Below are 20,056 nucleotides of genomic sequence, written 5' to 3'. Positions count from 1 at the left end.
CAAATATTTTCGGAAGTTTTTTTTTATTTTTTCTCTTTTCTGTATTTTCAAATCCTTTAAACAAGGATAAGAAAAGCAAAACAAGAAAAGTTCTTTTTCTTTGCGAGTCGGACTGCAAAAATAAGGAGAATTATTAATAAGTTCCAAATGTTTTTCGAAAAATATTTTTATCTCTTTTTATTTCTCTGTGTCACCTTCCACACTTCTGTTTCAGTATTTCAATCTTACCACTTTCCTTCTCTTGGAAAGCGGGTGCAAAGGTATAGGATTTAACAATACAAGCCAAACATATCTATCATTTTTTTTAATAAAAATGAAACTTTTTTGTAACTTACTGATTCATAAATGCATTTCGCATGAACAATTTTGAAGAAAGGAAAAAGAGAGAAAATAACTATACATTATATATATACGTGCGCGCGAAGAGCACGAAGAAAGAGAATAAAAACATTTTATAAGCATGCCGGATTGGGTGGTGGCGGTTCTGTCAGTATAGTCGCCGCATCAAAGCAGGGACATTGTTTCACCCACTCTTCCGGCTCTATCTCCCCGTTATGGTTCAGGTCGGGGCTCAGGTCGCGGTGACCGCAAAGCCGGGAACCGGGATAATCCTTCAGCAGCAGCAACACAAGCACACGCAGGGAGTGCTTTTGAAAAAGGGTGCGTGTATCGGCAGGGCGACCGCACTCGTCAAGACCGCCTTCGTAGCAGACACCGATGCTACCTGCATTCTATTCTTTACCTATATTTAAACATCTTGTTACTTATATTACTATATTTGCATCTGATTAGTAAATGATAGTATGAAAGCAATATTATTAGTAAGAGTATCTACCAAGGTGCAGGACTTTGACGAACAAGAAAAGGAGATTTATCGGATGGCTGTCAAGGACGGTTACAAGCCAGAAGATATTATTTCTATTTGCGAGAAAGAATCTGGTATTAAACTGCCAGAAGAAGAGCGTGCCGGACTTAACAGAATGAAAGAACTGATAGAATCAGACAATACTATAAATTGTGTCTATTGTTGGGAAGTATCACGTATCGCCAGAAAGAAGAAGATAAATTTTAGTGTCTTGGATTATCTGGTAGAAAGAAAGGTACAGCTTATAGTAAAGAACCCATCAATCAGACTGTTAAAAGATGATGGAACTGTAGATGAGGCGGCAGATATGGTGTTTACCTTGTTCAGCCAGATGGCAGAAAGTGAAATGAGAACCAAGCTAGCCAGATGGAAACGTACCAAGGATGCTAACCGTAAACAGTCTATCTATACTGGTGGATGGTTGCTATATGGCTATAAGGTGGATAATGGTAAGATAGTGGAAGACGAGAAAGAAGCCAGTGTGGTACGTAAAATATTTAATATGTATCTTACTGGTAATTACAGCTATAATTCATTGGCTAAAGAATTGACAGAACAAGGTATCATTAGAAAAGGCAGTAGAACCTATGCTTGTAAGTTTGTTAGTTTGACGCTTAGAAATATAGCCTATGCAGGTGAACCCTCCAGTTTTAGCGGTTTGAACAAATTAAAAACAGAAGGTAATGTTTATCCTCCGATAGTTACCATAGAAATGATAAACAAGTGTAAGGAGATTGCCAAGGGCAATATATTGCTTCCCAAAAAGAAATATGATAATTATTACTTTGGTAAAGGTTTGCTTAGATGTCCTTATTGTGGCAGTATTATGGTAGCCAAGAAAAATAACAACACCTATCACTGCCAGAATTGCGATAAAGGGATATGGGTGCAAATAAATATTGTGGATAGTATATTGTGGCGTGTCGCTTCGGGACTTTACCTTAGTAAGCTAATCACTGGTAATACTAAAGATAGAATTACCTACCAGAAGAAACTGAAAGAATACGATAATAAGATTGCCACTTCCGAAAAAAACTTGAAAGATATTGAGAACAGAATAACCAAGGTGGAAGACAGTGCTTATCTGGACGGAACTATGAGTATTGACAGAGCCAAAGGGATTATCAAGCAACTAGGTGGCAAATTGGCTGATGAAAGAAAAATGCTGTCACAGTATTATATGGAAAGGGAACAGATTCAAGGTCTGCTGATTAAAGTGGACGAACCTAAAGAACTGGACGTTTCTAATATTACGGATGATAAATTGAGATTTGAGATTATACACGAAACTATAGAATACGCATTTATTGATAGAATTAATACTATCAAGTGTAATATTTCTATCTATATACCATATAATAATGAACCGCTTAGATTTGAACTGCATACTAAAGCCAACAAAGTGTTTTCACTGATAGACGGATATTCCAAAGGGGAAGAAATAAAATGCTATGAAAGGCGGTTTATAACTCCTAGAAACGTGGAAAAAAGTTCGGAGTATAATAAAAGATATTGTCAGGAACACAAGGAAGAAAATGCCAGAAGACAAAGGGAGTATAGAGCCAGAAAGAAAGCATTGAAAGAAAATGGATTGTAGCCTACTACTATATACGGTACTATACTACCTAGGTGGGTAGTATATTTAAATGGTAGTATATAATAGTTCATATTGTATTCTTGTTATTATCTCATTGCTAGTATTAGTTATAAAAGTACTCCTATTTGTAGTTCATTGAAAGTTTCGTATTTATGACTTGGTAATGTTCTAGAAGCTAAATATGCTTGTATATGTGAAACTCAAAATTTTATAGCTATGAAAAATTAGATAAGAAAAGATGCAGGGGTATATCTTATCCCCGATTATATGGAAACGCACACTATTACCACTTATAGTTTAGCGAATAAAGCATTTCTCCGCACTTATTTTCCAGAGTGCGTGTACGGACTTACCCCATCCATGAAGTTCAAAAGGAGAAAAAGTTAATAATATGTTATTTGTTCAGAACTGAAAAAGCCAACTTATCCATTTGTTTATAATGGGTAGGTTGGCTTTTGGGCTTAATAGTGTTGTTTGGCTATAAACAAATTAGGGTATAAAATAAATCTCTCTACCACCATCAATTGTTACTCCATTGCTGCTCCATGTATAATTGTAATTCTCGGTTTGACTAAAACCATTATAGTCTATAGTACTACCATTCAATGATTTTGTCTGGTTTTTAGGAGCGATACCTAAATAGCCAGCCCAATAAAGACAATCCACCTCGTCAATGTCTATACTATAAATGTCATAGTAGAACAACATGTATTTACTATTGGGAGTAGTATAGTAATCGAAGTCGTGAAGTCTTTCCCATTCCAATTTGTTATCATTGTCAAAGAAACGTTTTGTTTGAACTTTAATAATATTTCCATCTTCCCATGTGATAGTGTATTCTCTATTCTCTCTACTGTCTTTCATAAAGATGAGATGTCCTTCGGAATCATATTTACATGTTTTTGTATTGGAATAAGTATAACCACTGGATTCAGTAATCGTCTGATGGATTTCTTCTGCAAATCCTTGTGAGTTCACCCATACCTCAATCGTATAGTTTGGGGCTTTATTACTACCATCATACTCTACTATAACATCAGGTACGCCAACAGCTTTAGTCTTTGCAGGATAATTGTAGGTAAATGTAGCCGTTCCATAGTCATCCTCCATTTTAGTAAGAAAACCATTTGAATAAGTGAATTTCATATCATCCACTTGTTGTGGAAACTTGTTCTTGAATACCTTTTCCGCTTGGGTCTGGGCTTGTGAACGCTGCTGGATTCTGATTTTAGCCAATGCTTTCGTCCCATTCTTTGGCAAAAGAGAAATGACACAACCGCGGGCATTGGGCGTCATATTAGGCTCTATATCCAATGATATTTTTTCATTGCGTATCACTGCACGACTTTTTATTGTCGCACTCACCCAATCGGCTGCATCTTCGGGAATGAGCACTTCGTAATCGAAGTTTACGTCTAATGGTATGGTTACTTTTCCTCCGTCTGTAGGTATGCTGTAGGTAAGCGGCTGTCCTTCTTCTGAACTGCTGATATTCATTTCCCATTCGTAGAAGTTAATCACGTTCAGAGATGTATATCCGTTTCCGTCAGAAACCAACACATTGACATACCCATCAACATAAGAATCGGGAGCGGTCACTGTTATAATGCCACCGTCTGTAGTCTGATTTTCCAATCTTACTTTATAATTTCCGTCTGACGAGGCTGATACTATAGTCTTATCTGTAGTCCTTTTCAGTGTATATGGAATCTGAACAGTCTGCCCTGCTGAAATGCCTTGTTCTTGCACATTAAAAGTTATACTTACAGCTTTATATCGGGGAAGAGTAAAAGTTGTATTGTCTGCCAATGTAAAGGTTACTGTATTGTCATTGACTGTCACATCTTTAAATGTTTCATCAACAGTTGTAGCGGCAGCCCCTAACTTAGTCCAGTTAGCCCCTTTATCATAAGACACATACCAGAAATTATTTTCTATCTTTAATTGTGGAGTGATACCGTCCTTTCCATCCGTACCACTTTCTCCGTCTTTTCCATCAGTGCCTATAGCCTTTATTTTATTTCCGTCACTATCCAAAAGCCATTTTCCATCGAGTGTCCAATAGTAAATTCCATCAGAATCCTTTGACACCCCAATAATAGGCGTGACTCCATCTTTTCCATCAGTACCATTTACTCCATCCTTTCCGTCTGCACCATCTTTCCCATCCTTTCCATGATAGATAGTTATGGGTTGGCTTTTAGTAAATGTAATAGTATAACCCACTTCCTTACCATCCTTGGTAATAGGAGTTACGCTTGTTACATAATCGTTGTTTTCCAACGCTGCCACAATGTTTTGCAGAGAGGAGATATTTGTGTTTATTTGTTTGCAGATTTCTTCCAGTTGCGTAACCCTATTCTCCAAATTGTCTACTCTGTCTATAATAATAGAATCATCATAATTGTCACCGCAAGACGTAAAGCTTATACTAAAGAGGATGGCAATAATTGCCATTCCATTTAATCTGAATGCTTTCATTGTTGTTTTATTTTTAATATGAATCTATTTAATGTATTTATTCCCACTTAAAAGAATAAATTGTAATATCAGTTTCGGTACGAGTTTCTGTTACATTTCTTTCATCGTCAGTAATAACACCGTCACCATTCTTGTCTGTAAATGAACGCTTGGTAGTTTCTACGCTTGTATATGTTACAGTACAACTTTCCAAATACCCGTCTTTATTTAAAGTATAGTCAAATTTAGTTGTTTCTTCATCAGTATATTCATATTTGCAAGTCTCTTTATAATATTCATCGTAATATTCGCTTTTATCAGTGTACTTATTGAATATCTGTTCGGGCAGTTGGTTAGTACGCATACCTATCAGTTCGGGATGTGCGAAGAAAATATAATCATCATCTAAAGGAGTCCAACTTTCATCTTCTATGTTTGGGAACCATCCCTTACAAGTCTTTCCATTGTAGGTATATTCATAAACATAAGAATTTTCACTATTATTCTCTTTGTAGATATATTTTGTCATTTTCCCATTATCCCAAGTATAAGTATAGCTGCAATCGTCACTACTATGTCTTTCATCCATTTCATCTACCTTAATTAATTGGTTGGATGAATTATAAGTGAATATTTTGCTATATTCTCCATCTCCTTGTTGTTTTCTTACCAAATTGTCAGTAAGCGTGTATGTATTTGCATCATCATCATCAGAAGTTGCTATAATGGTATTATTCCCCCAAGTAAAACGAGTAGTATAATATTCTTTATCGTTCCAACTGTCAGTAACAGATATTAATCGCCCTTTGCTATCGTATGAGAATGTATATATTTCAATACTACCCTCTGCGTTAGTTTCTTTAATCTCCATTAGTCGTTTTTGATTGGTAATAATACCATCATCGTTTTTGATAGGTTCTTCATCATCATCACTGCAAGACGTGAAGTTAATGCTCATAACTACGGCTAATAAAGCCATTCTAATTAATCTAAAAGTTTTCATCTTTGTTTGATATTTAAGTTGTTAATGTTTGCTGATAATATATTATCGCTAGCACTTCTATTGAAGTAGAAATCACATATACGCCACTTTATCCCCAGTGGAAGTTGCATAAATATAAGTGTCGTGCTAAGAGGTCGAACACCAAATTTTTAAATTCTATATGATTTTGGTGTCTATATAATTCTTGGGCTATTTTACATGCTTCGGCAAAACTGCTTATTCCCTTTCGTACTTTGTTTAACGTGACAGATTGCTCTGTTACTATCCATACAATACTATATAGTTCTGATTCTTTTATATCATACTTAATCAGTTTGCTTAATTGGGGATATAGAGAACAATCACAATACATGAAAAATGTGTATGTGTTATTATCTGGAGAAAAATTAACTGGACCAAATTTTACATGGTTTCCCACATCTATAAAATTAAGAAATGGTAACTCCAAAATTGTGTCATGAGTACATAAATAAGACTTTACATAATAAAAGAATGTGATTCGTTCAAATCTTTTATTCATGTCTTTTATATCCTTACCCTCAATTATCAAAGGCTTTTCATCATATCTAATGCCATTTTCTATTTTTATATAGAAAGGTGAACGAGGTGCTAAAAGGTAATCTCTTAGTCCTAATTCTCTTTTATGCAATGAAATTTTGGCTGTTACCTCTATATTATCTCTCTTGTATTTATAGGAAGCAAATTTTAGTCTGTCATCGCTCATATAAAACTTTGTTTATAGTTGCCTCCCAATTCCCCGAAGAAGCGGATAAAAAATAAGGTGTGGGAACTATATTTGCTTTATCCGTAGTATGGCTTCTCGCATTGCCTTGGCATGGATAAAACAATAGCAACCCACACCAATATTGACAATATCTAAAAACCCTTATAAGTTCATATAAGGTAGGTATATATCAAATGGTGTGGTGCTATTGCTATCATCTTCATGCCGTATAAAATTTTGCGAGAATTTTACTACGAAGATAATTTCAATAACACCTTTCGTTAAATATGTCCTTTCAGTGTCTTAACGCATTAAGACCTCTGAAATTGCTGCAAAGTTAGCGAAAGGTTTTGAATAGCTAAAGATAAAACGCTGATAAATGCAGTCCCAAGTGTTCCAAAACATATTTGTAGTAAGTAATTAGCTAGTATCAGTTTCTTTTAGTTGTAACTTCATAGCGGTATAAAAATTAGAAGTGGGCATATAAGACGATAATTTTTAAAACTCATACCTACTATCAGTTATAAACATTATAGCTGTTTTTCTGATATTGCAGATTAGTACGGCTGTTCGATACTTATAAATACTCCCGAAAAATCAACATACTATAGGTTACAAGCTGCATCATGCCTTTTTTAAAAGATAATTTTCTTACGCTTGCACCAATGCGGAACTAATTACATTATCGCTATCTGTTTGGCTTGGAATCATGTCCCATCAGATTTATATATAACCATTATTTACAGTTCTTCTTACATTGCAGTTTTTGAAAGTTACTGTATATTAGAGAACGGGACAAAGTTCTTTATTTCTGAGAATGGCATGATAACAACAGAAATTTCAAACTTTGTCCCACTAATTAGAAACTCAAACAATCATAAGTATTTAACAGTTCTTCTTGTCTTAGTCCCAAGTATCTTTTAGTTATGGTTACAGAACTATGATTAAACAGTTCCATAAGTTTAACTAGGGCAAGTTCTGAATTGTCACTGTTCATATTATAAACTTGTCTGCCAAAAGTCTTTCTAAGTGAATGACAACTAAAGTTTTTCACTTTTAAGTGATATTTCTTCTTTATCTCTTTTAGTATTACATTGATTCTCTGAACAGTGAAAACAGTTCCTTTTTGACTTACTAAGATAGGTGCATTAATTCCTATAGGCTTTATCTGTTCATAGCATTCTTTAATGTGCTGCCCAAGTTGGGCATTTATCCTAATAGTTCTCACCTTATTTGTCTTTTTCTCTATTACTGTAAACTCACTGGTATTTAATATCTGTTTCCATCTCAAAGCTAGAATATCTGATATTCTTAAACCAGTGAAACACCCCAAAGCTATAAGAAGTGAAATTTTGTAATTTCCATCTTTAGCCAATTTCCTTATTAAATTCATTGCATCAGACCAAACTAGATAATCTGCTGTAGTGCTTGAATATTTTAAACTCATAATGTTCTGTTTTATATGTAAATAAATAAAAGTGAATGTTTCACCATTACCAACATACTAGCCAATTAGTTAATATATTGATTTATAGCAAAACATTCACTTTGTATATTAGTGAATATTCTATGATTGTATATAAATAAAGATAGATATAATCAGTATCAATAAAAAAGGATTGATAACACCAATTATTATTAGTAGCAATACTACTAGTATGCTCCATAGTACTAGTTTTTCATTATCATTCATTCTGTAGTATTTTTAAGTTATTAAAAAAGAAAGGACACCTAATAAATAGATGTCCTCTCATTAATTAGTTTAGCCCAAGAACCAAGAATATTTATTATCCAGTCCTTGTAATACATTGTTCAGCCCAACACTTACCTCTGTAGCATTTACCCCACGTTGTAAATAGCTGTCTATGTAGCTGTTCTTGTTTGACTGTGTGAGTAAATTATGAAAATCAAAAAGAGATATAGCATTATCTTTCACTCCAAATACTTCATTTGTGTAATAATCACGACACACACTATTTATTTGGCTGTCAGTGATTAGTAGCCTTGGTATTGCTTTCTGTCTTGTGGGTGAAAGTGCCTGGTACATTCTCATTCTGCCTACCACTTGTGCAAACTGTGTTTCAGATAGATAAGTATCTGATAATGCCTGCATCAAATGTATTTCTTTGGCAGCATTGAAGCTGTTAAGCAATTCCAGTACATTTCTGTAAAGTTCATTGATATTGGTTACTTCCATGTTGAACCTCACACCCTCACCAGTAAGAATCTGATTGGAACAAATTTTCATTCTCCAGCCAATAAAGACGGAAAACTTTTCTAAGCCTTTGGAAGAACGGTACAGATTCAAGTCACTGTAATTTCTTACCCCACCTATGCACAGTTCAAGTTTTTGCCCTCTTATTGTTTCAAAAATGGTGGGAACAGTAAAAGCAAACGCAAGTCTTTGATAGAATTGTGTCTTTTCACATTCTAACAGTTCATTTGCTTTCTTACCAAGCGCGGACGGTATTCTGCCACGTACTATATGCGAAACTCTTATTTCCGGAAAGCTCACCTTTTCACCTGCATAGAATGAACTTGCAGCCTCATGCACACAAGAAATAAAGTCTTGGTGTGAAATGGTTGATTCCAAGTTAGCCCAAGTAGGCACAACACATTTGTTTGCAAGTTCTTCCAGTGTAATAGAATCTGTATTTGCTTCCAAGAAAGTAATGCTTGGCGTTGCAGTTTCTTCCACAATTATAGTAGCTTCTTCTGCATATTCTCCTAAATTCAAAGTTCTTTTCTCTGTTGGCATGATAACTAAATTATTCATATTGATAAAAGTTTAAATGATTAATAATTCTTTTTTATATCAATATACAGAGGGGGACTAAGTGGGTTGTGAACTCGTAAGGCAGACACTCTTATATATTTAAGGTTACTGGCTGAATGGGGAGGGGGATTCTTATATGAAGTACTTTATATATCTGTTTTCTTGACTTTTAGCTAAACTGAATGTAGGTGATTAGCTAGTTTAGTCAAGCATGACGGAATACTGTATATCTTCTTTCTTCTTTTTAGTTTTTATATTCAGCACTTTAGCTATATACTCCAAAGTTATTTCTTCGGAAGTTATTCTATTAGTTAGCAAACTCCTAATTTCTTCATCTTTCATATAGTCTAGCTTTCCAGCTATTTCAATAAGTAAGCTGTTTCTTCTTCTGACACTGCCATCTTCCATTACTGTTATTTCATCGTTTCTGTCTGGTGGAACAACACCGTTATCAATGCACCAGTCATAAATAATATGATAGATTCTTGTATCTGTATCATCTTTCTTAAAATCTGGAATAATGGACTTGTTCAGTATCAGCAAACCATTAGTTATATATTTTATCTGTCCTGCATTGACTGCTATTTTCAGATATTTGTCTAATGTCTTTGTATCAATGCCCAGTTTTTTAGAAAGTTCCGTTTTGTTAAGCCCATCCAGATACGGATTTTCACTTATATACTTGTTCGTTTCCTTTTTACATATTGCCTTTATTTTAAGCAAGAAGTTCTTTACGTTGATTCTCTCACTGGCTTTTGCTATGTTCATATCATCATTAAAGAAACTGTTATAAATGTAAAAGAAGTTTTCATTGCATTTTTCCACATGATATTTATTGTACGTCTTATAGCTTCCCTCTGCTATCACATTGTTACTTATTACTTTATCAATAAGATTCTTATTATTCTTTAGCCTTGAAACGCTTCTTTTAACTGTGCTTAATGATATGCCTAATTTTTCGGCAATCTCCTTTTCTGTAATATTATCCGCAATGGAAGTTTTATAGTTCATCCTTGATTTTATATAGGCATATACTATGGCATCCTTATTATCTATATTATTAATGTCTTTTGTCAGTGTCGTATATTGTTGTTCCATTGTGCGCAAACGGTTGGTTATTTGATTCTTCTTGGTATATGTTATAAATTTCTCCGTTTTTCAGAGCCTTGTTGTATTTACGTGTTCCACCTAGATACCGCTTCAATTCCTTTCTGGTATTGAACAGTCTGTTGTTGTATATCATCATAATGTTACGTTTTTGTTATTAGTTACTTATCTACGAAAGCTCAAAATCTGATAATGAAGTGCGAAGCACTGAATTATCTATGTTGTAATGTTAGTATTGTAGTAATGTATAGAGTATCATTTTTCCCCTATACTTGGTGTCAAATTTCCCATAGACTACGGTTCATTTTTCCTTAGTACCACTTCACTAAGACTATCTTTAAAAAACATCTGTAATTTACTTCCTTGTGTTATCTGGCTGGCTATGTATGCCGGAACAAGTATTATATGCAATTCTTGATACTGCTTTATAGAGAAGCTCCGGTAGTCATAAATTACGAGACTGCCAATTATCCAGTTTAAAGTAGAATGTAATTCTACGCTTGTTTATCTGCTTCTTTTTCTTTAGAAAGCCGTTCATTTTAGCCCATATACCGACAGCCACCTTATTGCCGGTAATGCCATCCTTGAAAGCCATTTCCTTTAATTGTTCAAACGTGTAATACTCCATAATTGAATTGTTTTAGGTTAGTTTCATTATATACTGTAAAATCTATAGTGCTTGAATTACTCTAGGCAGTTCTGGATATACCCCTGCTCGTGGTAACTCTTTATCTTTTTATCTCTATACGATTATACTCATTTCTGGACGGTGTACCTAATCAAAGGAACACTTTCTATAGATAGCTTGTCTATATCGCCATATTGCCGTTATTCCTTTCTCTGAATAAGCTGGCAGACAAGAATAGTGACTTTATGCACTTCTTTTGTCAATAGTTTATATTTATGGCTATTGACGGATAGGCGATATTCGGAATAGATAGTTAAATAACTGTATATTAGCGATTAATTAACGTATCGAAGTAGGTGCTATATAACTTGGTTAGTAGGTAAAAAACGGCAATAAAAAAAGGCAGTCAGTTATCCGGCTGCCTTTGTATCCCCTAGAGTATCAGATTCATTAGCTAGATAAGTAGTTACAGTAGTACTACTAGTGTTTTAATAGTACATTGATTTTAGTACTGGATTGGAATAGATTACTACTACTAGTTAATAAAAATGTCTTATAGTACTTTTTAGTATGTAGTTCATATTATGCCTAACAAGACGTTTTTGTTAATATATGATAATCGAATGGTGCAAAATTACCACACATATAGATATATTACATACCTTTGTAACGCTGATACGGCGGCATTTGCTTTAGCGGTAATTTTGCCGTATAATATTTTAATACATATTTATTATGAATCAAAATTTAAAGGTATCAGCTAAAACATTTGTACAGGTTATCAATGAAGGTCGCCAAAAGCAAGCCGATTTGTGTGGAAAGTGGTTTTCTGCTAAAGAAACTGGTGAACAGCTAATCCGAAAAGCGCAACAGTATCTGGATGCCTATAGAAAGTATGTTGAATTTTTGGAGAAAGTTGTAGAACTGAATCCTAAAGATTTGGATATGGAACTGAATTTTTCCAAATTTGAAAGCATATTGAAGGAGGCTACACCAGAAGCTAGAGAAGCCCTTCTTTCCAAATACCGCGACTAATGTTTTAGGCTACTACTTCGGTGGTAGCCTTTTTTAATTTATAAGGCATGAATATAACAGAATACGCAGAGAATTTATTTAATCTGGCATATAGCCAAGAAATGATAGATTTCATTACTAATCTAGGCGATACTAGTAGTGATGAATGGCGTATGAAAGTTACTGCCATACGAGAATATTACTTCTTTGTATTCTATAAGAATACTAGTCAGTTCTTTATAGTAGGATATATGAGAAGAGGTAATAATACTACTGACTTTGTTTATATCAATTTGAATAATGCCTTTATTCTATCGCAGCATTTGCTATCCAGATTCCGCAAAAGAGTAGTAGCGGATGGTATGAAGTATGATTTAAGAGGTCGGATGTTCGATATACTGGAACATTCCATACAGACACTTATTAATATCAATGAAGAAATGTATCTATGTAACACTGGCATATCAGATAAATATAACGATAATTATTTTGCTTGGACTAAATTCGGACTAATACCAGTAATAAGATATAGCGATATTGTGTTTTGTGGTACTACGTTCATATCTGTAGATATGTTGAATGAGAAGCAAAAGGAGTTATGGGATAGTGTTCACTCCAAGTTGCTAGAACATAACTTATTGAAAGAATAACCAGTTTATCCTGCCATATTTTCCCACGTATTATGTAATGTATAGTAGATAGTACTTTTGTACACTAAGTAACAAGATGGTTAAATAAATACTAATAATATCCAACCCCGGACATGGGCACCAGGCAGGGACAAGGGACGCAGGGACTTGATGTCACCGTTCTTGCGGATATAAAAATGATAACCTGCGCCGGAGAAGCCCCGGCGCAGGTGGTCTGTCGTCAAGTCGTGCTCCGTATAGCAGCGGTCGCAGCGGGTGGCGGAACAATGGACGACGATAAGATTGATGAATCTCATGAGAATTAAAAATTAGAAATTAAAAATTAAAAGTGAAGGAAACCCGCTACACTGTCATGGCATGGGCGCTCAGGGCACCAATAAGCGCGGAGGCTACAGCGATTATCACTTTCAGAATCTTATCCCAAACAGATGATTTTGTACTCATAAAATTAAGGATTAATGGTTAAGAATTAATGGTTAAGGATTAGTGATTAAGGATTAAGGGTTAATGATTAATGGTTAATCATTAGGGATTGATTAGCGATAAGCGATTTGCTTGTGTTCATTAACCATTAATCACTAACCCTTAATCATTCCTTCTTTATCCCAGCGGATTTTCGCCCTGGTCGCCGTCGTCGCCGGAGCCGCCTCCGGAACCACCGCCTTGATTGCCGCCGCCGGAGCCGCCCTCCTCGGGCTTGTCGAGCACAAAGCCCACATTCGCCGGGCTGCGGGTCACGGCGGTACTGCCGTTCACCAGCTTCAGCTCCTTGTCGGGGATAAAGCGGATATTCACCTTCGAGATATTGCGCACCGTACATTTGTCCGAGGCCTCCATGCCGGGACAGCGGAACGTCATGTGGAAAGTGCCCAGCTGGTTCAGCTTCACCTTGTCGCCGTTGGCAAGGTTGCCTTGAATCTCCTCCACCAGGGCTTCGATGACGTGCTTCACGTCGCCCTTCGTCATGGCACAGTTTTTCTGAATGGAGGCGGCAAGGACATCGATGTCCACGGTGCCGCAGGTCTTGGGTTTCTGACGGAGATAGTACAACATGGGCGAAGCCGGGTTGCTTACGATTTTACGGCGCTGGAAGCGCTCTACAATTACATCCATAAATTTGAAAAGTTAAGGTTTAAGTTAAGAAAAATGAGTTATAAGAGAGAAGTGGGTAAGGGAAGGGATAGGGCGCCCGAATCAATGATTATTCCTTTTCTTAAGCACATTACAAAGATACAACATTAAGAAGCGGAAGTCAAGTGTTTTGCCATTTTTTTTACTACAAAAAACACGGAGACACAGAGTTTTTCAAGCAATAAGAAAAATCTCCGTGTCTTTGTGTCTCTGTATTCTATAAATTTCCATCCATCACTTTGCATTCCTCGTCAGCCACTCCAATGGTGGTATGTAGTCCACCAGTTTTGTCATGCTTTGGTTATGATGGAAATAGACTTCACCGGTTTTGCCATTACGGTGCTTGGCTATGATGACGATACCCAGGCCATCGGTGGGATAAGTACTCTTCTTATCGACGGTCTTGCCGTAGAGGGCAGGGCGGCAAAGCAGCATTACCATATCCGCATCCTGCTCTATGGCGCCGCTCTCGCGCAGGTTGCTCAGGGTGGGGCGATGGTCTATGCTACCGTCGCTCGCCCGGTTCAGCTGGCTCAGCAGCAGTACGGGGATATCCAGCTCCTTGGCCAGCAGCTTTGCCTTGCGGCTTGCCTGCGCCACTTCCTGCTCGCGGTTACGGTTTTTCTGGTCACTCCTCATGTCACATAGTTGCAGATAGTCCACAATCACCATGTCACAGCGATTCTTGCTCTTCAGCAGGCGGGCGGAAGAACGCACGCGGTCCATGCTCGTCATCGGATGGTCGTCTATCAGTATGGGCAACCGCGACAACTCGGCAGACGCCTCATGCACCTGCCTCACCTCGCCAGGTGTGAGCTGGCCGCTACGCAGGTGTTGCGGGTCTACCCCCTCCGTAGCTGCAAGCAGCCAGCGGTCGCCCAGGCGCTCGCCTTGCATTTCGAGGCTGAAGACTACCACATGACGCCCCGCCATGGCAGCGGCACGGGCCAGGTGGAGGGCAAAGGCCGTCTTCCCCACCGACGGACGGGCAGCAAGGATGTTCAAGTCGCCGCGCTGCCAGCCCGCTGTAACCTGGTCCAGAGCGTCAAAACCCGTAGGGATACCCGTAATGCCGTTGCATCCGTGCTCCATACGCTGCTCCACCTCGGCCAGCGTGTCGTCCATCAGCCGGTCTATGGAGCGAAGGTGGTCGGCTACGCCGCTCTCGTCCTCCAGCCCCTCCAGCAGTCGATGGGCTTCCACCAGGATGTCGTCAATATCCATCGACTCGTCGGCACTGAACGCCAGCAGTTGCTGGAATCCCGTACGCATGATACGCCGCGTGTGCAATTGCCTAAGGATGAGCGCATGATACTCCAGATGAGCACTGGAGCTGACCTTCGAGCTGATGCGTAACAGTTCGTAAGGCCCGCCCACGGCATCGAGTTTGCCACGGGCTGCCAGTTCGTTCTTCAGCGTGATGGTATCTATGGACTTCGCGCTGCGATACATCGATTGCAGGGCGGCAAAAATTTCCAGATTCTTCTCCTCGTAGAACATCTCGGGACGAAGTTTGTCCACCACCAGAGGCATGGCAGCGCGCTCTATCATGCAGGCACCGATGACAGCTTCTTCGAGGTCACTGTCGTGGGAAAAAGTAGTTTCAGTCATCATATTCATTTTCAAAAGATTTGTCCGCCAGATAGGTGGCGGCTTGTTTACAATATTTTTGGTTGTTCAGATGGTCGTAATATTCGTCGATGTTGTCCAGTGCCCGCAGTTTCTCGCCTGCCGTCAATTTTTTCCATTCGCGACGGGCCCGGCCGATGTTTACCTTGGGATGCTCGGTGATGTCATGAAACTTTTCCCAGAAGATGCAGAAGTCCTCTCCCACCCCAGCCACCGGCGCTGCCTTCTTCTTCCGCGGGGCTGCTTTAGGACGGGCATTGCCAGTAAGGAAATCATAATCGGGGATACGGATGTGCATCACGTAGGGGTTGGCCACCCGCTCCACGATGCCGGCGTCGAACATCTTGTTGAAGAAGTAGCGCGTACGGTTGCGGGGCCACCCCAATATCTCCATCCAGCGGGCCAGGGAAAGTACGGACTCGCCACGTACACAGTCGAAAAGGTGTCCCCTGACGTTGCAGGTCACCGTGCTGTAGTTGACGTGTGTCAGCACAAAGACAAAGGCTTCGAAGGCATCGGCGGCTTTCTCTCCGGTTTTCATATTCATTTGTTCCTCAAACAAGGCTTTGGGGAAGAGGAGATAGCCTTTCTTCAGCATCTCCGTTGTCATGGGTCTCATTTCTTTTTCCATTTTTGTCTATTCTTAATTCGATAATGCGACAAAGGTAAGGGACCAGCCAGGGGGATACAAATAAGCAGTTAGAATCGGCTAAAAATTAATGAAATACATAAGGTGGCGAGAGAGGGGTTCACCTCATCCTCCACCACCCTATATAATAATATACTAAAATAATCAGAATGTATTAGAAATACATTCTCTATTTCGCATATTTTTTAGAGACCAGAAGATACGGATTTTTCACGGTCATATCCTTCACGTGGTCGGGCATCCCCCAGTAACTCAGGAGGATGCCTATCTGTACGGGGGTGAGGTGGGCAGTCCTGGCGGTATAGCCCTGGTCCGTCAGGTCCTTCAGCAGGCAAGCGTGTTCCGCAATGGAACGGCGCAGGGCCTTTACAGCCGAGCAGGCATACGCGTAGTTTGGGTAATAGGCCACTGCCACATCTGCAATGCGATGGCATCCCTCGAGCAGCCATTCAAAACTTTGTTCTTTTATCATTTTGCATATATTTATTAATAAAACATGTTGCAAAGTTAGAATGGGAGGGAAAACTGGGAAAGTTCGAGTGGCAATAAGAAAACTTGCTCAAGAAAAATGAATGTGTCAAAACGGTTGATGACACACCCTCACTGTCTTATTGATAAAAGCAACACTTTCATACTATAATAGGGAAGCACACATTTTGCGTATTTCATGTAACTTATCGGTCAGCGATTTTTCTTTAAGAGAGACAGCCATATTATATCTCGCCTGCCTATTAACGAGGAGTTCCGCACTAATCCCTAAGGCTGCTTCTACCATAAGAGCGAAGTCACTGGTTACGTCTCCCTCTCCCTCTTGAAGTACCCCAGCACCGTGGCCGGTGTGAGACAGCAGCGTTCTACGCTTTTCAGGCGGCTCTGAAAAGTATATCGGGAGCATAGCACAAGGCAGAACCAAGTATAGTTCAAGCTACGGTGCAAGCGGTGCTGAAGGTGGTCGAAAAAACGGGAAACACGGGCAAAGAAGCTAGCGATACGCTCGCGGGGGACAAAACGGGAAGGCTGTGCGGCAGCATTACGGGAGCGCTTGGCGGTACGTTCCATCTGTGCAAGGGTATACTCCAGTTGCTCGATGTCATTGCGGGTGTTCTCCATGGTTTGTTCCAATTTCTCGCGTCGTGCCTGCTGCTTGGTATATCGTTCTTTTCTGTCAGCGATTCGGTTTTTGAGGTCTTCTGCGGTGAGGTTTATTCCTTTGTTCTGGATTGATTTCATTATAAACGTCTGTTTTATAGTTGTTTGTCTGTATATAAGTTCACGAAAACACATCATCCGTCTGCACCGAATGCATAATGCATAAAGGGCAAACGGATGATATATCAGGAGCAAATGTACGATGAATATTGCAGATAAAGTTCTTAATGACCATTAAGTCTTGTTATAAAACATGATATTATCTACTGCAAATTTGGAGATTATCAGAAAACACGTACCTTTGCAATGTGTTTTTCATAGTATTAGATTTAAGGTTAACAAAAGATTGGCTGTCTGGGATAGATAGCCTTTTTTTATGCCCGCACCATTCGATTCATCCAATTAGTATCAATTCACTTTATACAACTTTTTAACCCACCAAAAGTGTTTTTAAACCCCAAAAGTTGTAGATTATAAATACTATGTTTATATTTGCAACATGAAAAAAGCGCTCGAGAAAATGTAGTATCTACAACTCGTCTGTGAAGTGGGTGGCGGTTGTGATATAGACAGCGTTCATAAGACAAACAAGCAAGCAATCTACAACAATAAAAATATGAAAGTTAGACTTATGACGAAAGTTAGTGCTGCAACCCTCATTTCAGCAATTGCCTGCAGCATATTCACGGGATGTACCGAAAAAGACCTATACAATCCCGAACGTGGAAAAACAGAACTAAAGCCGGAGAGCGAATACTTTGACTTTGCAACAACAGCCCAGGTAGCTTTTGACGTGAATTATGGAAAAATCGCAGGAGGCGCATTAATAGAGGTGTTTACAGAAGACCCCATCACCTATCAGACAAACAACCTCTACTCCATCAACGGCGAAGCGGTTTTTAAAATCTTTGCAGATGCAGACGGACGCTTCACCGGCAACGTAGAACTGCCCAAAGCGACAGAAAAGGTATATATCATCTCACAAAGTTGGGGAGCCCCCATGTATGTGGAAGCAGATGTGGAAAATGGCAAAGTGGTGGTAGATATGACCGAAAATAATGCCAACACCCGCTCAACTGCCATAACACGTGCAAAATCCAACCTGACTATCGACCTAAAGGATAGGAAGGAACGGGTATACTCCATCGTTGGATGGGGACAATCTCACGGTGAGATTATTGATAATAATGACATTGTAACTACGGGAAATTTCAATGACGGAACTTTAAAGCAGTTGCAACGCACGCTGTGGAAAGGCCATGACAGCAAACCCAACAATCTGGACAACAGAGATTTGGTGAGAGACACAAAGCACGTGAACACCACCATTGCCCAAGCATATATCAACAACCAGGGACAACACGTAACGATTACCGATGCAGAACTGTATCTGACCTTCCTGACCGAACGTGCCGGTTACCTGACTTCCATCGGCTATTATTACTACAAGACCAATGAAGTTCCCAACAGCCCTGACAAGGTAGACAAATTCATTATCATTCCCAATGCATCCATTGCAGGGGACGACCCATATACCAAACGGTTTGGAGGTGGTAACAAATATTCCCTATATGACGCTCCCATAGAAAAGAATACAAAAATACAACTTCTGTATCGAGACGAAAACGGTAACGTCTCCACCAAATTCCCGGCAGGATATACCATAGGATATTTCATCATCCCCGATGGATATACCCCCTATGAAGGTATCGACTACTCTATAAATTATATATATTCCAATAAAGAATGGAACAAGATATATGCAGACCAACAAGCCCGCTTTATCTCCCTCTCCGCCAGCAACGGCACGGTAGTCTATGGAGTAGAAGATGGCAATGATACCAGCTACGAAGACATACTGTTCTGTATCGATGCTAACCCCAATGAAGCCATTCAAGACCCGGACCGCCCGGTCATAGACCCGGAAGAGCCTACGGTGACGAGCTCTGAAACAACCTACCGCACGTATGCCTACGAAGACATCTGGCCCAATGGCGGTGACTATGACTTGAACGACGTGATTATCGAACACAAACGGGCCATTTCATTCAACAGCAACAATTATGTGCTGAAGGTGGAAGACACCTTTGTACCCGTACAGCAAAGTGGTGCCGCCACATACTCCAACGCATTTGCCGTGCAATATGTGGCCAGCCAGCGAGGCAGCATAGAACTGCCTGCCGGAGCAGTCGATGAAACAGAGACCTCTTCTGTCATCCTATTCCCCGATGCAAAGTCTGTGCAGGGCAACGAATTTACCGTAACCCGTACATTTGCAGACAACACATTGCCTAAGAAGAATCTGGAGAGCGACTTGAACCCGTTCATCATTGCCCAGTATACAGCCGGAGCCGACAACCGGACAGAAGTGCATCTGCCCAAGAAGAAAGCGACCGGTAAAGCCAACGCAGAGCAAATCGGAGCCGAAGACGATGCCTACTACATCAACAAGGACGGCAAATATCCATTCGCCATCATGCTGCCGGCCACAACCGGCACGGAAGGCCCCATCCGGTTCACTCCGGCAAAGGAAACCGTACGCATCGACCTGGAGTATCCCGATTTCGCCAAATGGGTAGAGTCCAATGGTGCCACCAATAATGACTGGTATCTCTACTACCAGTCGTCCAAAGAGTGAAATCCTACGACATTGCTTAAAGAAGAGCCGCGCAAA

At 39.4% G+C, this 20,056-nt stretch carries 17 protein-coding genes and 2 pseudogenes; 4 read left to right on the top strand and 15 right to left on the bottom strand.

Translation table 11 applies throughout. From position 1 onward, the window contains the following. Nucleotides 1-452: 452 nt before the first annotated feature. Nucleotides 453-731: pseudogene (locus tag DW096_RS14370) on the bottom strand (N-acetylmuramoyl-L-alanine amidase); the annotation flags it as partial. Nucleotides 732-803: 72 nt separating this feature from the next. Between DW096_RS14370 and DW096_RS14365 the strand changes: the two are divergent. Then, nucleotides 804-2,462: a recombinase family protein gene (locus DW096_RS14365; protein WP_117963111.1), complete on the top strand. Its 1,659-nt coding sequence runs from the start codon at nucleotides 804-806 to the stop codon at nucleotides 2,460-2,462. Between the two features lie 489 nt (nucleotides 2,463-2,951). On the opposite strand, the gene DW096_RS14360 is transcribed toward DW096_RS14365, so the two are convergent. The 7 genes from DW096_RS14360 to DW096_RS14320 form a co-directional block, all read right to left on the bottom strand. Then, entirely contained in the window at nucleotides 2,952-4,943 is a 1,992-nt protein-coding gene (locus tag DW096_RS14360) for a PL29 family lyase N-terminal domain-containing protein (RefSeq protein WP_220392992.1), read from the bottom strand. 37 nt (nucleotides 4,944-4,980) lie between these two features. Next, nucleotides 4,981-5,925, bottom strand: coding sequence for a DUF4595 domain-containing protein (locus tag DW096_RS14355; protein ID WP_117963113.1), 945 nt, complete (start codon nucleotides 5,923-5,925; stop codon nucleotides 4,981-4,983). An 88-nt stretch (nucleotides 5,926-6,013) separates the two neighbouring features. Continuing rightward, nucleotides 6,014-6,649 (bottom strand): hypothetical protein, encoded by a 636-nt coding sequence (locus DW096_RS14350; RefSeq protein ID WP_117963115.1) that lies wholly within the window; start codon nucleotides 6,647-6,649, stop codon nucleotides 6,014-6,016. Between the two features lie 859 nt (nucleotides 6,650-7,508). Next, the gene (locus tag DW096_RS14340; protein WP_117963117.1) at nucleotides 7,509-8,096 is read right to left on the bottom strand and encodes a tyrosine-type recombinase/integrase; all 588 of its coding nucleotides are present in this window, start codon (nucleotides 8,094-8,096) and stop codon (nucleotides 7,509-7,511) included. A 315-nt stretch (nucleotides 8,097-8,411) separates the two neighbouring features. After that, on the bottom strand, nucleotides 8,412-9,425 hold the full coding sequence (locus DW096_RS14335) for a DUF3871 family protein (RefSeq protein ID WP_117963119.1): 1,014 nt from the start codon (nucleotides 9,423-9,425) through the stop codon (nucleotides 8,412-8,414). Nucleotides 9,426-9,626: 201 nt separating this feature from the next. Then, on the bottom strand, nucleotides 9,627-10,436 hold the full coding sequence (locus tag DW096_RS14330; protein WP_117963197.1) for a winged helix-turn-helix transcriptional regulator: 810 nt from the start codon (nucleotides 10,434-10,436) through the stop codon (nucleotides 9,627-9,629). A gap of 541 nt (nucleotides 10,437-10,977) precedes the next feature. After that, nucleotides 10,978-11,160 (bottom strand): hypothetical protein, encoded by a 183-nt coding sequence (locus DW096_RS14320; RefSeq protein ID WP_117963121.1) that lies wholly within the window; start codon nucleotides 11,158-11,160, stop codon nucleotides 10,978-10,980. A 735-nt stretch (nucleotides 11,161-11,895) separates the two neighbouring features. Between DW096_RS14320 and DW096_RS14315 the strand changes: the two genes are divergently transcribed. After that, a complete protein-coding gene (locus tag DW096_RS14315) occupies nucleotides 11,896-12,195 on the top strand; it encodes a hypothetical protein (protein ID WP_117963123.1) in 300 nt (99 codons plus the stop codon). A 47-nt stretch (nucleotides 12,196-12,242) separates the two neighbouring features. Continuing rightward, on the top strand, nucleotides 12,243-12,824 hold the full coding sequence (locus DW096_RS14310) for a hypothetical protein (protein ID WP_117963125.1): 582 nt from the start codon (nucleotides 12,243-12,245) through the stop codon (nucleotides 12,822-12,824). Between the two features lie 101 nt (nucleotides 12,825-12,925). On the opposite strand, the pseudogene DW096_RS14305 reads toward DW096_RS14310, so the two are convergent. The 7 genes and pseudogenes from DW096_RS14305 to DW096_RS14275 form a co-directional block, all read right to left on the bottom strand. Next, nucleotides 12,926-13,120 (bottom strand): annotated as a pseudogene (locus tag DW096_RS14305) (N-acetylmuramoyl-L-alanine amidase); the annotation flags it as partial. A 46-nt stretch (nucleotides 13,121-13,166) separates the two neighbouring features. Beyond that, on the bottom strand, nucleotides 13,167-13,268 hold the full coding sequence (locus DW096_RS19305; protein ID WP_005837396.1) for a smalltalk protein: 102 nt from the start codon (nucleotides 13,266-13,268) through the stop codon (nucleotides 13,167-13,169). Nucleotides 13,269-13,424: 156 nt separating this feature from the next. Further along, the gene (locus DW096_RS14300) at nucleotides 13,425-13,937 is read right to left on the bottom strand and encodes an HU family DNA-binding protein (RefSeq protein ID WP_005837397.1); all 513 of its coding nucleotides are present in this window, start codon (nucleotides 13,935-13,937) and stop codon (nucleotides 13,425-13,427) included. 252 nt (nucleotides 13,938-14,189) lie between these two features. Next, the gene (gene dnaB / locus DW096_RS14295) at nucleotides 14,190-15,569 is read right to left on the bottom strand and encodes a replicative DNA helicase (protein ID WP_057256449.1); all 1,380 of its coding nucleotides are present in this window, start codon (nucleotides 15,567-15,569) and stop codon (nucleotides 14,190-14,192) included. Continuing rightward, the gene (locus DW096_RS14290) at nucleotides 15,559-16,215 is read right to left on the bottom strand and encodes a hypothetical protein (RefSeq protein WP_118931184.1); all 657 of its coding nucleotides are present in this window, start codon (nucleotides 16,213-16,215) and stop codon (nucleotides 15,559-15,561) included. The genes dnaB and DW096_RS14290 overlap by 11 nt, the downstream gene beginning before the upstream one ends. A 187-nt stretch (nucleotides 16,216-16,402) precedes the next feature. Next, nucleotides 16,403-16,705: a DUF4248 domain-containing protein gene (locus DW096_RS14285; protein WP_005831107.1), complete on the bottom strand. Its 303-nt coding sequence runs from the start codon at nucleotides 16,703-16,705 to the stop codon at nucleotides 16,403-16,405. A gap of 320 nt (nucleotides 16,706-17,025) precedes the next feature. Continuing rightward, a complete protein-coding gene (locus tag DW096_RS14275) occupies nucleotides 17,026-17,463 on the bottom strand; it encodes a hypothetical protein (protein WP_044469128.1) in 438 nt (145 codons plus the stop codon). Nucleotides 17,464-17,998: 535 nt separating this feature from the next. Between DW096_RS14275 and DW096_RS14270 the strand changes: the two genes are divergently transcribed. Continuing rightward, nucleotides 17,999-20,020: an LruC domain-containing protein gene (locus DW096_RS14270; RefSeq protein ID WP_118931194.1), complete on the top strand. Its 2,022-nt coding sequence runs from the start codon at nucleotides 17,999-18,001 to the stop codon at nucleotides 20,018-20,020. The last annotated feature ends 36 nt before the right edge of the window (nucleotides 20,021-20,056 follow it).

Source organism: Bacteroides sp. AM07-18 (assembly GCF_003602695.1).
Lineage (GTDB): Bacteria > Bacteroidota > Bacteroidia > Bacteroidales > Bacteroidaceae > Bacteroides > Bacteroides uniformis.
Note: the sequence above shows the minus strand (reverse complement) of the source record. Positions and strands in the feature narration are given on the sequence as shown.

Excerpts from the sequence above, each read along its gene's own strand:
- DW096_RS14365 (WP_117963111.1), top strand. The coding sequence starts at position 804 with ATGAAAGCAATATTATTAGTAAGAGTATCTACCAAGGTGCAGGACTTT.
- DW096_RS14315 (WP_117963123.1), top strand. The coding sequence starts at position 11,896 with ATGAATCAAAATTTAAAGGTATCAGCTAAAACATTTGTACAGGTTATC.
- dnaB (WP_057256449.1), bottom strand. The coding sequence starts at position 15,569 with ATGATGACTGAAACTACTTTTTCCCACGACAGTGACCTCGAAGAAGCT.
- DW096_RS14290 (WP_118931184.1), bottom strand. The coding sequence starts at position 16,215 with ATGGAAAAAGAAATGAGACCCATGACAACGGAGATGCTGAAGAAAGGC.
- DW096_RS14355 (WP_117963113.1), bottom strand. The coding sequence starts at position 5,925 with ATGAAAACTTTTAGATTAATTAGAATGGCTTTATTAGCCGTAGTTATG.
- DW096_RS14330 (WP_117963197.1), bottom strand. The coding sequence starts at position 10,436 with ATGAACTATAAAACTTCCATTGCGGATAATATTACAGAAAAGGAGATT.
- DW096_RS14300 (WP_005837397.1), bottom strand. The coding sequence starts at position 13,937 with ATGGATGTAATTGTAGAGCGCTTCCAGCGCCGTAAAATCGTAAGCAAC.
- DW096_RS14335 (WP_117963119.1), bottom strand. The coding sequence starts at position 9,425 with ATGAATAATTTAGTTATCATGCCAACAGAGAAAAGAACTTTGAATTTA.
- DW096_RS14285 (WP_005831107.1), bottom strand. The coding sequence starts at position 16,705 with ATGATAAAAGAACAAAGTTTTGAATGGCTGCTCGAGGGATGCCATCGC.
- DW096_RS14270 (WP_118931194.1), top strand. The coding sequence starts at position 17,999 with ATGAAAGTTAGACTTATGACGAAAGTTAGTGCTGCAACCCTCATTTCA.
- DW096_RS19305 (WP_005837396.1), bottom strand. The coding sequence starts at position 13,268 with ATGAGTACAAAATCATCTGTTTGGGATAAGATTCTGAAAGTGATAATC.
- DW096_RS14320 (WP_117963121.1), bottom strand. The coding sequence starts at position 11,160 with ATGGAGTATTACACGTTTGAACAATTAAAGGAAATGGCTTTCAAGGAT.
- DW096_RS14360 (WP_220392992.1), bottom strand. The coding sequence starts at position 4,943 with ATGAAAGCATTCAGATTAAATGGAATGGCAATTATTGCCATCCTCTTT.
- DW096_RS14275 (WP_044469128.1), bottom strand. The coding sequence starts at position 17,463 with ATGAAATCAATCCAGAACAAAGGAATAAACCTCACCGCAGAAGACCTC.
- DW096_RS14310 (WP_117963125.1), top strand. The coding sequence starts at position 12,243 with ATGAATATAACAGAATACGCAGAGAATTTATTTAATCTGGCATATAGC.
- DW096_RS14350 (WP_117963115.1), bottom strand. The coding sequence starts at position 6,649 with ATGAGCGATGACAGACTAAAATTTGCTTCCTATAAATACAAGAGAGAT.
- DW096_RS14340 (WP_117963117.1), bottom strand. The coding sequence starts at position 8,096 with ATGAGTTTAAAATATTCAAGCACTACAGCAGATTATCTAGTTTGGTCT.